The 13,214-nt window shown below is 42.6% G+C and carries 8 protein-coding genes; 4 read left to right on the forward strand and 4 right to left on the reverse strand.

What is annotated here, in order from left to right; all coding sequences use genetic code 11:
• Together WN50_RS24365 and WN50_RS24370 are read left to right on the forward strand one after the other, a co-directional pair.
• The coding region (locus WN50_RS24365) for a class I SAM-dependent methyltransferase (RefSeq protein ID WP_049561062.1) at positions 1 to 662 on the forward strand (662 nt) is incomplete at its 5' end.
• 163 nt (positions 663 to 825) lie between these two features.
• Positions 826 to 3,021, forward strand: coding sequence for an alkaline phosphatase D family protein (locus WN50_RS24370; protein WP_046279008.1), 2,196 nt, complete (start codon positions 826 to 828; stop codon positions 3,019 to 3,021).
• A 204-nt stretch (positions 3,022 to 3,225) separates the two neighbouring features.
• Here WN50_RS24370 and WN50_RS24375 read toward each other — a convergent pair whose 3' ends face one another.
• Complete coding sequence (locus tag WN50_RS24375; protein ID WP_160315438.1) at positions 3,226 to 3,912, reverse strand: GGDEF domain-containing protein; 687 nt, start codon at positions 3,910 to 3,912, stop codon at positions 3,226 to 3,228.
• 317 nt (positions 3,913 to 4,229) lie between these two features.
• Here WN50_RS24375 and WN50_RS24380 point away from each other — a divergent pair, with 317 nt between their 5' ends.
• A complete protein-coding gene (locus WN50_RS24380) occupies positions 4,230 to 5,285 on the forward strand; it encodes a dipeptide epimerase (protein WP_046279009.1) in 1,056 nt (351 codons plus the stop codon).
• A gap of 199 nt (positions 5,286 to 5,484) precedes the next feature.
• Entirely contained in the window at positions 5,485 to 7,887 is a 2,403-nt protein-coding gene (locus WN50_RS24385; protein WP_049561067.1) for a putative PEP-binding protein, read from the forward strand.
• 54 nt (positions 7,888 to 7,941) lie between these two features.
• Here WN50_RS24385 and WN50_RS24390 read toward each other — a convergent pair whose 3' ends face one another.
• The 3 genes from WN50_RS24390 to ppc form a co-directional block, all read right to left on the reverse strand.
• The gene (locus WN50_RS24390; RefSeq protein ID WP_046279010.1) at positions 7,942 to 8,445 is read right to left on the reverse strand and encodes a type III secretion system chaperone family protein; all 504 of its coding nucleotides are present in this window, start codon (positions 8,443 to 8,445) and stop codon (positions 7,942 to 7,944) included.
• A 51-nt stretch (positions 8,446 to 8,496) separates the two neighbouring features.
• Positions 8,497 to 9,102: a hypothetical protein gene (locus WN50_RS24395; RefSeq protein ID WP_046279011.1), complete on the reverse strand. Its 606-nt coding sequence runs from the start codon at positions 9,100 to 9,102 to the stop codon at positions 8,497 to 8,499.
• Between the two features lie 418 nt (positions 9,103 to 9,520).
• Entirely contained in the window at positions 9,521 to 12,631 is a 3,111-nt protein-coding gene (gene ppc, locus WN50_RS24400; RefSeq protein ID WP_046279012.1) for a phosphoenolpyruvate carboxylase, read from the reverse strand.
• Positions 12,632 to 13,214 lie beyond the last annotated feature (583 nt).

A 13,214-nucleotide genomic window follows, 5' to 3' on the forward strand; every position in this document is an offset into this window, starting at 1 on the left:
GGCAAGCCGCAGTAGAAGTCGAAGTCGCCGCCTATGCGGTTCATGCCAAAATCTGGCCCGAAGCGGGCGTTGACGGGGATCACCGTCTGCGTCAGAGTTACAACGACGTTTTACGGGCTTCGTTACCGACAAATTTACAGGATATTGTAGACTTGGGATGCAGTGTGGGAATGAGTACCTTTTCCCTGCAACAGCTTTATCCCCAAGCAAATATTACCGGAGTTGATTTGTCGCCCTATTTTTTAGCTGTTGCTCAATATAATAGTCCAAAATGGCAGCAACAAGGATATCCTCAACCCACTTGGGTTCATGCGCCCGCAGAAGCCACTAATTTACCGGAAAAGAGTTTTGATTTAGTATCATTGTGTTTAGTTTGTCACGAATTGCCGCAAGTTGCGACTCAACAGATTTTTCAAGAAGCTAAACGATTATTGCGTCCGGGGGGTTATATTGCAGTTATGGATATGAACCCTAAATCTGAAGTCATTTCTCGAATGCCTCCTTATGTTTTTACGTTACTCAAAAGCACTGAACCCTATTTAGATGAATATTTTAGTTTAAATTTAGAACAAACGTTAACAGATGCGGGTTTTCAACTTGTCACTTTAAATTATAATAGCCCTCGTCATCGCACAGCGATCGCTTTAAACAGTTTACAGTAACCAGCTTTTACTGTTTACAGTTTACAGTAACCAGTGACCAGTTTTTACAGTTTACAGTTATTAGTTATTAGTTACCAGTTTTTACAGTTATCACTGTTCACTGGTTACTGTTCACTGGTTACTGTATAGATGATCCCCGTCTAAAATTCCCTATTTTTCCACTATGTTAAATGCAGAAGATCTGTTTAATGAAGCCTTTTATTTGGCAAATAATCCCGATGTCAAAGCGGCGGTGGAAGCGGGGATCATTGAAAGTGGATTTGATCATTTTATTGAGTCAGGTCAGTTTCAAGTCCGCCAACCGAGTCCATTATATAATGAATTGGATTATTTAGCGGCTAACCCAACCATTCGGGATGCGGTAACGCAAGGGATTATTAATAATGGCTTTCAACATTTTATCGAATTTGGTCAATTTGAAAGACGCAACCCCAGTATATTATTTGATACGCAGTTTTATTTAACGCAAAATCCCGATGTGAGTACAGCCGTTAACGAGGGTGTTTTAACAGCGATTGAACACTTTGTTAAATTTGGTCAATTTGAAGATCGCCCTCCCAGTCTTTTATATAATTCCAATTATTATTTATCTCAAAACCCGGATGTAGCCGTTGCAGTTGTACGAGATGAACTGACAGGAATTCAACATTATCTCGATATTGGTGCGACTCAAAATAGAGATTTTAGTGCATTTTTATCGCCGGATAATTCACCGTTTCCCAACCAAGTTGCGGTGGGAGATGTTACACAAAATTCGGCAATTCTATTAACTCGTAGCACAGTTCCGGGAGAGATTGAGTTTGATGTTGCAACCGATCCCAACTTTAATCAAATTATAACATCACAAACCCAACCGATTAATAATGTTGTGACTCCAGTTAAAATTGAAGTGGGGAATTTAGCACCGGGAACTCAATATTTTTATCGCGTTACCAATGCTTTAGGAACTAGCGAAGTGGGAAGTTTTAGAACCGTTCCGCCTCTAGAAGTTCAACGGGGATTAAGGTTTGGCGTGAGTGGAACCGTGCAAGGTGAATTAGCCCCTTATCCGTCTTTAATTAACGTTCCTGAACGCAATTTAGACTTTTTTATCCAACTGGGTGATACGATTTCTGCGGATACCGTATCGCCGGATTTGCCGAGAGTTTCTCAAGCGATTACTGAAGTTGATTTTAACACAAAATATAATGAAACAGTGTCTCAACGGGCTGGAATTAATCCGTTAGCAAATTTAGGATCATCAACGCCGATTTATGCAGTTTGGGATGATCAGAATTTAATTAATAATTTTGCGGGAGGAGTTGCGCCAACGAGTCGTTTATTAACTCAGGCTATTTTTGGAACAGAAGGAGAATTTGTCAATGATACGCCTTTGTTTGAAACGGCGTTAAATTCGTTTATTGAGTCTCAACCCTTACGGAATTTATTCTATGGAGAAACCGGAGATTCTCGCACCGCAAATCAACAAAAACTTTATCGTGCAATTCCTTATGGAAAAGATGCGGCGGCGTTTATTTTAGATGTTCGTTCGTTTAGAGATGAATCATTATTTCCGCTTCCTGATGTTCCCACAGAGGGACAAATTAATCAATTTATCGAGCAAACATTTACCCCAGATCGAACGTTATTGGGAGAAGCACAATTAGAAGAGTTGAAAAATGATTTGTTAGGTTCAGAGGCGGCGGGAATTACTTGGAAATTTGTTTTTTCTCCAGTTCCGATGCAGAATTTAGGCTTTTTCGAGGCGGAGGATCGGTGGGAAGGTTACGCAGATGAACGCAATGAGTTATTAAGGTTTATTGATGAAAATAATATTAATAATGTGGTGTTTGTTTCAGGACAAGCCAATGGTACAATTGTGAATAATCTAACTTATCAAACAGGTTTTGAACAGCCGCAAATTTCCACCAATGCCTTTGAAATTACCGTCGAACCGACTGCGGTACAGTTAGAGTTAGACAATGAACAGATAGCGGCGCCGTTTGGGGTGGCTACAGTAGCGTTAACACCGGATGATTTATTATCTCCTGAACTTAAAGATATTTATTCTGGTTTAGATCTTCGTTTTCAAAAAGATGAGTTTATTCAAGAGGTTTTAGATAATAGAATTGTTTCTTTTGGTTATGATCCGATTGGCTTAGAAGAGTCAGAAATTGATGCTGAATTAATTCAGGGAGGCTATGTAGCGGCTCATACATTTGGCTGGACTGAATTTGTCATTGATCCGCAAACTCAACAGTTACAAGTCACCGTTTATGGAATTGAACCCTATACTGAAGAGGAGGTTGAAACCATTCCGGCTGCAATTATTAATCGTCGCCCTGAAGTCGTCAGTCAATTTAGAGTTAATCCAATTTAAAATGAGTAAAATAGCAATTTTAATTAAAATTAAAACATTAATTGTGCGACTTTTAAATGAATTTAAAACTAATATATTTTACCGATATCTTATTGTAGTTTGCGTGAGGAAGAGGTAGATGTTCTCTCAAAGTCTCGCCTTAAAATTACATTGAGGATGATCACTTGAGGGGATCAATCTAATATAACACTCACGATTTCAACTTCAGGCTTGTTCACAGCAGGAACAAAAAGTAGTCGTTTCACAACTCTGTAAATGGGAACTATACCCCACGCGGTTACGTCCTTTTGATTTGGCTTTATACAAAGCACGATCCGCATCCATTAAAAGTTCTAAAGCCGAGAATTCATCATTGGGTTTCCGGCTGGCTACACCCAAACTCAGGGTTACAAATGAGCTAATTTTTGACTGTGCGTGAGGAATTTGGAGAGCCGCCACTTGCTGACGAATATGTTCTGCAATCTGCATGGCTTGTTGAGTATTTAACTGAGGAAGAATCACTGCAAATTCTTCACCTCCATAACGAGCCACAAGAAAGCTATTGGGATCGAGAATTTCTTGAACAGCTTTTTGAGTCGCGTCAGCAATTTGTTTTAAAGTGATATCTCCGGCAATATGACCATAAGTATCATTGTAAGGTTTGAAAAAATCAACATCACAGAGAATCACCGATAAGGGTTGTTGGCTACATTGTTCCCATTGTTCATAGAGATAAGCATAAAATTTACGACGGTTAGCGAGTCTAGTAAGTTCATCTAAATTTGCCAACTGTCTCAACTCTTGATTTTCAGATTGCAGTTGTTGTAACATTTGATTTTGATGCTGAATCACTTGATGTAAGCTCAAAATGGTTAAATCTGTTTTAGAATTCCGGGTCAATCTTTTACGCATTGAGAACAAGATAGCTTTGAGGTTAAACATATCTGACATTTGCGATGCACTTGAACGACAAGACTTAGTATCAATGCAATTACAAAAATAAGAAGTGATGGTATTCTCGAAACCCTGTGAGAATTCAGAAGTATCCGCGTGAGGGGAAACCGTTTGAGTTGGTGACAACTTGGAAGTCATTGAGGTGATGAGCATCACATCGAATTTAGGAATTTTGGGGTTAGAGTAAGGTCAAGGGAAAAAACAGGTGGAAGTGACAGCCCCCTGTAAAAATGCCTATCCCATACACCACAGTCGATCCAGCCACACCCACGAAGATGCAGCTTCAAGTTCAAACCTTCACTGTGAACAAACGCTTTCCCTTGACGATCAGCCGGGGAACCACAACCCACTCTACGAATATTTGGCTGAAAGTCTCTCACGATGGGATCGAAGGCTGGGGAGAAGCATCGCCCTTCTCAACGGGGAGTCAGCCCCAAACCTCAGAAACGTTGGTAGCGGCGTTAGAGGAGATGATCCCGAAATTGGAAGCATTGACTCCCTTTGATCGACAACGGATCGAAGCAATTTTCAGGGACAGTCAACTTCCTTCATCGGCTTGGGCGGCGTTGGATATGGCGTTTCACGACTGGATGGGAAAAAAGCTGGGATTACCCTTGTGGCGGTTGTGGGGACTCGATCGCGATCACATTGTCCCAATTTCGGTAACAATTGGGATTAATACCCCAGAAGGTGCAAAAGCCAGAGTCAGAGATTGGTTAAATTATCTCGATGTACGGGTATTAAAGGTAAAATTGGGCAGCCCGCAAGGGATCGAAGCCGATCAAGAAATGTTGATGGCGGTGAAAACAGAAGCCCCTGCCGATGCGGTGTTGTTTGTTGATGCGAATGGCGGTTGGAATTTACCCGATGCAGTCAAAATGTGTCACTGGTTAGCGTCGGTCGGAGTAAAATATGTTGAACAACCGTTAGGGGTAGATGTTGCTTTAAAAGAACTTCCTCAACTTTATGACCAATCTCCAATACCCATTTTTGTGGATGAAAGTTGTTTTAAGAGTCGGGATATTCCTCTACTCGCTCCTTATATTCATGGTATTAATATTAAACTGATGAAATCTGGCGGTTTAACAGAAGCTTGGCGGATGATACATACTGCGAAAGCTTTTGGGTTACAGGTGATGTTTGGCTGTTATTCTGATAGTTGTTTGGCAAATACTGCCGCTTCTCATCTGGCACCGCTAGCTGATTATCTAGATTTAGACTCTCACTTGAATTTAATTGATGATCCCTTTACAGGTGCAACGGTGAAACAAGGCTGTTTAATTCCGAATGATTTACCAGGGTTAGGGGTTAGAAAATCCGTGAACAGTTAGGATAATTGATGAATCATCCCTACCCATGAAAAGATTACAGCTTAAGGGAAACGCGATCTATAGATCTTGTGTACAACGCCTCTCGTTCTACTGAGATATACAGTTGTTTTTATTGATGTGTTTATAGATCCCCAACCCCTTCATATCACACCTTTTGCTAAAATAGCAACAGTTTTGTAATAAAATTATATATAATAAGATGTCTTTCAGTCTATCAACTGATGGCGTGGAAAATCTCTACTGGCTTCACAAAATTCAAACCACAGACCGATCGGTTGTTGGGGATAGGGCTTTTTACTTGGGTCATTTAATCCAACGGGGTTATCCAGTCCTTCCTGGCTTTGTGGTGAGTGCGAAAATCTATGGTGAGTTTTTGGAAACGATAGACTGGCTAGAACCGCTCTTCGTTGATTTTCCGACTTCTTCATTACATATTGATGTCAACAATCCTCGACAATTGCAGGCGATCGCCCAACGGATTCGTCATCAAATCATCACATCAAAATTATCTTCTCAATTGAGATCGACATTGCAATCTGGCCTACAAACAATCAACGCTCAAGCGGTGATGTTTCATCCAGATTTAATATTGCCCTCAGTACCCACGAGTGGATTATTTGATCCAGTGATCAGTTGGACAACAATTGATGGGATTGAATTGGGGTTAAAACAAGCCTGGGCTGAATTATTTCGAGCAAGAAATTTATTATACTGGCAACGCAAGGGAGTCAAACTCGAACAACTCAAACCAACGGTTCTAGTACAATCAATCCCCCAGGCGATCGCTTCCGGTTCAATTCGCATCGATGCTGAATTTTGGGAAATTCGAGCCACTTGGGGTTTAGAATTGGCAATCTTATGGGGACAAACCCACCCCGATCATTATCAAATTCATCCGCAAACCCGAGAAGTCCAACAACAACGACTGGGTTACAAAACCATTACCTACCGTTTAAAATCATCCGAAACCCGAGAATTTAGCGATTTAGACAGTCAATGGACAGGGTTTGCTCAATCCTCCCTATCCCCCTTGAAAAGCCCTGTAGAGGCCAAATTGTTGAGTCCTGAAGAACATCAGGAACCCGTCCTCAAACCCGCTCAACTGCAATCCTTAATCGAGTTAATCGAACCGATCGCAACAGATCTCGGAACATCTGGGTTGATCGAGTGGACATTCTGTGAGTCCTGCGAATTTTACATCTCTCAAGTCTGCATTCTCGATAGTTGTTTAATCGCCCAAGATCAGCCCGTTGTTGACTCGGAGCCATCTTCTGCTGATCTCAAAGGAATAGCCGCTTCCGCAGGACAAAGGCTGGGGAAAGCCTATATTCCGACAGCTTCTGGAGTTCAAACCCATCTATTTCCAACGGGATCAATTTTAGTCGTTCCCACGATCACACCCGAGTTGCTTCCTCTGCTGAAACACGCTGGCGGTTTAGTCACAGAACAGGGCGGAATGACTGGACATGGTGCAATTTTAGCGCGAGAACTGGGAATTCCGGCTGTGATTGGTGTACCCAGTGCCACTGAGCAGATTAAAATGGGAGAATCTCTGCTCGTTGATGGCGATCGCGGAGAAGTTCATCGGATTCAAGACCCGAATATGACGACAGATCAGAACTCATCTATCTGGAAGACAAAACCCCATTTTTCTCAAGATATTTTACGGGTTCCGATTGCGACGCAATTAATGGTGAATCTGAGTCAATCCAGTTCTTTAGAGCGACTAAAAGATTTACCGATTGATGGGATAGGCTTAGTCCGTTCGGAACTAATGGCGTTAGATGTATTAGGCTCTGCGATCGCTTCTGTTGATTTTAGTCAATTCTTACAACCTCAGTATCAGTCCCAATTTATTGAGACAATGACTGAAGCACTCCAACGTTTAGCGGCGACGATCGCTCCCCATCCTCTATTTTACCGCGCTCTAGACTTGCGAGACTTTCATCAAGAAGTTAGACCTTTATGGGGAGCGGAGAATTCTGAACTCGCGGTTTTAACTCGTTCCTCTAACTGTGAACACCACAGTCCCAAACTCTATTCAACGTTATTTGAGTTAGAACTGGCTGTTTTATCTCAGCTCTACCAGTCTGGTTGTGATAATATTCGTCTGATTTTACCCTTTGTTCGTTCTGTTGAGGAGTTTTCGATTTACCGTCACTGTATTGAAAAAACCGGGTTAACCCATAATCCTCGGTTTCAAATTTGGATCATGGCGGAAGTTCCATCCGTAATCTTTTTACTGTCCGACTATATCAAAGCGGGAGTGCAAGGGATTTCCATTGGAACCAATGATTTATGTCAATTTATTCTCGGGATTGATCGCAATCAAACTCACCCGCCTGCTCATTTAAACGCACTTCATCCGGCGATGCTGAAAGCGATTCAACAATTAATTTCAACGGCAATAACAGCTAAAATTCCCTGTTCAATTTGTGGGGATGCTCCGGTTTTATATCCTGAACTGATTGAACATTTAATCCGATGGGGTGTCACCTCTATTTCGGTGAATCTTGATGCCGTCGAAAAAACCTATTTAGCGATCGCTCGGGCGGAACATTTACTGATGTTAGAACATTCTCGTTTCAACACCATAGAGTAGACAGAGAGGGGTTTTTACCTAACCCAACTCCCTGCTTGTCTGTCTTTTTATCTCTTAGTTTTCCACCCGAGAAATAACTTCTTCAGGCGATAAATTCCCAAAGATGACTGACATAATCCCCGGTAAATATTTATCCATGCTCGTCACATTCGAGTAGACTAAGTGCTTCACCAAGGTTGAGGAGAGGCGATCGCCTTCGACATCTAAACTGGTTTTATAGCGAATCTCTCCATCATAGAAATTCATTTCAAAGTTGCCGATGACAATCCCATAATTTATCATCGTCAGAAAGGTTGCTATGCTATAGCGTTTGTGGTCAGGGACTTTCACCGGAAAAACCGAATAGACACTCAGTTGTTTTTCTTCTTCACGGGCGATCATGTAGCAGTCAAATCTGCCATTTTTCCCTTCTATTCCTAATGCTAAAACCCGGCGATGTTCAATCTCTTTAAAGACCCAACCATCTTCATCAAAGAACTCGAGCAGGGTATCAAACAAAGGTTTGTCTGTCAACTCTTCCTTCGAGACTATTTCTGGATTTTGTTCTGAAGCAATCATAATTCTATCTATCTCCTAAAACCCTTCTTACTGTTGGTTTAAACAAGGAATTCAAATTTTTTTATTGTCCGGTGCTAGCATATCATCTTTCACCTTATTCGACTTCGGTTCAAGGTAGATCATATTACTCACTTCATAGTAAACTGGCCAATAAAAACCAACTTGACTGTAAGTGAGTCTATTTTTCTTTTCTGGAGATTCCTTGCTGTCAAATATTCGTTTGCGAGTTCCCGAAAAGATACGGTTATTTTTTTCAATGCTTTTTGCATCGGCTTTAATTTCTTTTTCGATCTCTTCGGCTTGAACCCCTTCCGTGATTAATTGAAAACAGCGTTCAATCACTCGACGAATAGTTTCACGTTCTCTCGACTCATACTGAAAAATAGGAGTTTCCACGTCTCCCTTCTCCAAAGTCAACCGATAGCAACCGTGAGGGTTCCCTTGAGGAAACCAACCCAGTTTCAAACGATCGCCCTGCGGATCAATTGTTGAACTTGTTCCCTCAAACCTGATCGGCTGAATTAAGAGTAAATTTTCATTGTAAAAGTGAGAATTGACAATCCAACCCTCTCGAATTAATGGATCTTCATCTCCGAAAGTATTATGAATGATCGCCCAGCCACTAGGTATATTGAGTGGAACCCGTTTTGAATACATGAATAATGATTGCTCAGTCTACTGAATTTCCAATGGTTATTAGCTTTTGTGCAGAAGACCAACGAAATGTCCCTGTACCGATATCGATACGCTTTCACTCCAGCTTGATCACTCTTATCAATAACACGTTTTTCCCGCTCTCGCAAGAAAATTAGGGAATAGGTTACAGGGGACAGTGAACAGTGACCAGTGAACAGTGACCAGTGACCAGTGACCAGTGACCAGTGACCAGTAACCAGTGATAACTGTAAAAGCTGGTAACTGATAACTGTAAAAGCTGGTAACTGATAACTGTAAACTGTAAACTGTAATGAACCCGCCCCCAAACCCCCACCATCAGTTAAAATCCTGTCTCCAAATCAAAGTCCTAGCCCATAGGACTAAGTTTAAGTGACAACTGTTTACTGATCACTGTAAATCAGCCTGTATTTCGCATTCCGGCGGCAATTCCATTAATCGTAAGCAACGCACCGCGTAACAGTTCACCCTTGCTATAGCGGGAATGAATCACTCCCGGCGCACTGGCAAGTCCATGCTGACGTAAACGCTTTAATAGAGCCACTTGTAGCAAACCCAAGGGAATAATTGTACCATTGCGTAACTGTACTGAACGTTGCAAGGTGGGATCGCCATCTAATAAGCGTTCATGTTCGGTAATTTGTAGAACCAGTTGACGGGTGAGGTGAAATTCCTGAGCAATTTGTTCGTACAAGGCTTCAAACCGTTCAAGATTTTCTCGATCACTCAACTCTTTAACATAGTGGTGAGCCATTTGCATATCGACTTTAGCCAGGGTCATTTCCACCTTAGAGATCGTCGTGCGGAAAAACGGCCATTTGTAGTAGAAGTAACGCAACAGTTTGATATGTTCTTCCGGTGCTTTTTGGACAAATTCTTGTAACGCCGCACCCACACCGTACCAGGAGGGGAGTAGAAAACGGCTTTGAGTCCAGCTAAACACCCAAGGAATGGCTCTTAAACCCGAAATATCCTTTTTCTTGTCTCCCTGACGTCGAGACGGACGAGAACTAATTTGCAGTTGGCTAATTTCTTGAATGGGAGTGACTTGATCAAAAAACTCGACTAAATCAGGTTGTTCGTAGATCAAGGCGCGATAATGCGATCGCGATTTCACGGATAATTCTTCCATGATCTGATTCCAAGGTTCAATCTCATCAAACCCTGTATGCAGGAGGCTGGCTTGGATCACTGCGGTCGAGACGCTTTCAAGATTATAAAGCGCCAACTCAGCTAGAGAATATTTCGAGGCGAGGACTTCCCCTTGTTCAGTAATCTTAATCCGACCGCTAATACTCTTACCGGGTTGAGATAAAATCGCTTTGTAAGCAGGACCGCCTCCGCGTCCGACTGAACCGCCCCGACCGTGGAAGATGCGAAGATTAACGTTGTAGGACTCTGCGACTTTTTGTAGGGCTTTTTGGGCTTTGTGAATTTCCCAGTTACTACTTAAGAACCCCGAATCCTTGTTACTATCGGAGTAGCCCAACATAATCTCTTGGAGGGAGCGATCCGTATCTTTAGAGTTGTGCTGATAATGTTCGTAACCTCCAGCTAGCATGGCGCGATACAGGGGTAAATCGAACAAATTGTTCATCACAATCGGAGCGCATTTGAGATCTTCGACGGTTTCAAATAGCGGCACCACCAGGAGATTGGCAATTCCGGTAGCGGGGTCATAAAGTCCAGCTTCTTTGGCCAGGAGTAAAACTTCTAGTAGGTCACTGACTTCGTGACTCATACTGATAATATAAGTTTGACAGATCTCAGCGCCGAATTCCCGTTGGAGATCCCGCATCGTGCGGAAGGTTTGAATGGTTTCGCAGGTTTTCTCGGAAAAGGGAAGTTCAGAAGGAATCAGAGGACGACGGGTTTGAAGTTCGGTAGACAGCCACAGGGAGCGTTCAGCTTCGGAGAGTTCGTTGTAAGATTTGGGTAGGATTTGTAGATATTCAGCAATTTCACTAAGGGCGTTGGAGTGAACGGACGACTCCTGACGCATATCCAGACGAGCGAGGGAGAACCCGTAAATTTCAACTTGACAGAGGAGATTTTCCAGATCGCGACAATCGATGCCTGTTTCGTGTAAATTGCGCTGAATCAGGGTGAGTTCTTCCAGGAATTCCCCGCCAGACTGGTAAAAACTACCCGCATTTTTCTCAGGACTGAGAAGTTTTTCCCGCTCTAGGGTCACATCATCGCTATTGTAAAGCCGCCAGTTGCGATCGCGAGTATTTTCGAGTCGTTTTTGAACGTAGGCTAATTTCAGACGATAGGGTTCTTGGCGATAGCGGATGGCGAGTTGATCGTAGATTTCCGGGATTTGTGTGCGATCGCGATCGAGGGACTCGAGTAATTCCGGCAGGACATCACTCCAGTGTAGCGATAAACTTAACAGCCCGTTGAGGGCTTGAACTGCACAGATGTATTTTTCCAGGACTAAATGCCGTTGATAGCAAGCGGTTCGCCAGGTCACTTCTGGAGTCACAGAGGGGTTTCCATCGCGATCAGCTCCCACCCAAGAACCAAATTTGCAAAAATCGTATTTAGGAGGCTTTAGGTAGGGGAAGGAGGCGTTTAGGGCGTGTTTGATGCGTTGATAGAGTTGGGGAATGGCATCAAACAAAACTTCTTGGAAGTAATGTAGGGTGTAGTCTACTTCATCGAGAACTGTGGGCTTAAACTGATGGAGTTCGTCAGTACGCCACCACAGGCGTATTTCTTCCGTCAGTTGATCGTAGAGTTCATCTGTCCAGGAGGAGAGGGTTGAGGCTTGATCGATTAGATTTTCGCTGACTCCTCTGACATTGAGATCGACTTGATCAAGTTGTTGTAAAACTTTAGCAATGCGGCGTTGTTTCGTGCGGATGGTATGGCGTACAATTTCGGTGGGATGGGCGGTAAACACCAAGCGAACATCGAGGCGATCAATTAATCTTTGGATTTGTTGGGAGGGAACGTTTAAACATCGCAACATCGGGAACAGGTGATGAAAGGTTGCTAATTCCTGTCCGGCTTGATATTGGGTCGAGATATCGGAAAGATTGAGCGGATATTCTCGTTCGTCTGAGAACCGTTGATTGCGAGTTTCAAAGGTTGAATTTTTTTGATCTTTGGGGATCAGCAGTTGCTTTTCGGTCGATAGACCTTTAGTATAAGCTAGTTGTTGCTCACGTTGTTCGTAATGTTGTTCAACGATGTTAATGAGCTGGAAGTACAGGGCAAAAGCGCGAGACGCCCGAATCGATTCATTGATATCGAGCTGTTCAATTAGTTGGGAAACGTTTGACTCTTGAAAGTGAGATGCTTGTCCCTCTGGAGAGGTCATCGAGCGCATCTGCTTGAGTAAATCGACTAATTCTTGACCGCACTCTTGACGCAGGACTGACTCCCACAAATCTTCTACTATTTTGAGACGATTCCGCAATAATAGATCGGAATCACTTAAAGTACCATTAGATGAAACAACTTTGTTAGAGACCTGATCTGAAGGGTGGAGCAGTGAACTCATAGGGCCTGTTCCTGTTTGGCAAGATTATCCTTTATTGTATGGCTTAACCTCCCGAAAATCATAGACTTTTAAGGTTTAATTTCTAAGTTTTGGATTAATCTTGTCAAGATTTAATGATTTTTTGAGGATTGAGAACCGCCTTTAGAGTTATCAGTCACCAGTGATTAGGGGACAGGGGACCTATCAAAAGGCGGGAATTGCAACCGAAAAAAACGGGTGACTGATTCCTTTGACATACTCCCCATTTCTAAAGAAAGGGGATTCTCCAAGCCTCACGGCTTTGGATTACTGATTCATTGACAACCCTTACAGCAAGCTAGTTTCCTAACCTACTCCAGAGGGGTGAGTCTCCCCAGTCGTTCATCCCATTTCAGAGATAGTTTCGGTATGCCCTACCGTACTTGAGAAAAAAATGCTTTGTTCTCTGTACTTGGTGCTTTAAGGTTTTATATGGCCAAAGCATTTCTTGCAAGAACCCCATACCTTAAGTTTTCAAGGTTAATTGCATCGATTAGATGCTGGGTTTTTCAACTGGTTGAATACCCTGCCAGTAGAGTTATTATAGCATTAGAAAGAGCCTTAT

The organism is Limnoraphis robusta CS-951 (genome assembly GCF_000972705.2).

Bases quoted from the DNA above. Each gene is read 5' to 3' on its own strand.
- WN50_RS24390 (WP_046279010.1), bottom strand. From the start codon at position 8,445: ATGATTGCTTCAGAACAAAATCCAGAAATAGTCTCGAAGGAAGAGTTG.
- WN50_RS24370 (WP_046279008.1), top strand. From the start codon at position 826: ATGTTAAATGCAGAAGATCTGTTTAATGAAGCCTTTTATTTGGCAAAT.
- WN50_RS24385 (WP_049561067.1), top strand. From the start codon at position 5,485: ATGTCTTTCAGTCTATCAACTGATGGCGTGGAAAATCTCTACTGGCTT.
- WN50_RS24380 (WP_046279009.1), top strand. From the start codon at position 4,230: ATGCAGCTTCAAGTTCAAACCTTCACTGTGAACAAACGCTTTCCCTTG.
- WN50_RS24395 (WP_046279011.1), bottom strand. From the start codon at position 9,102: ATGTATTCAAAACGGGTTCCACTCAATATACCTAGTGGCTGGGCGATC.
- ppc (WP_046279012.1), bottom strand. From the start codon at position 12,631: ATGAGTTCACTGCTCCACCCTTCAGATCAGGTCTCTAACAAAGTTGTT.
- WN50_RS24375 (WP_160315438.1), bottom strand. From the start codon at position 3,912: ATGCGTAAAAGATTGACCCGGAATTCTAAAACAGATTTAACCATTTTG.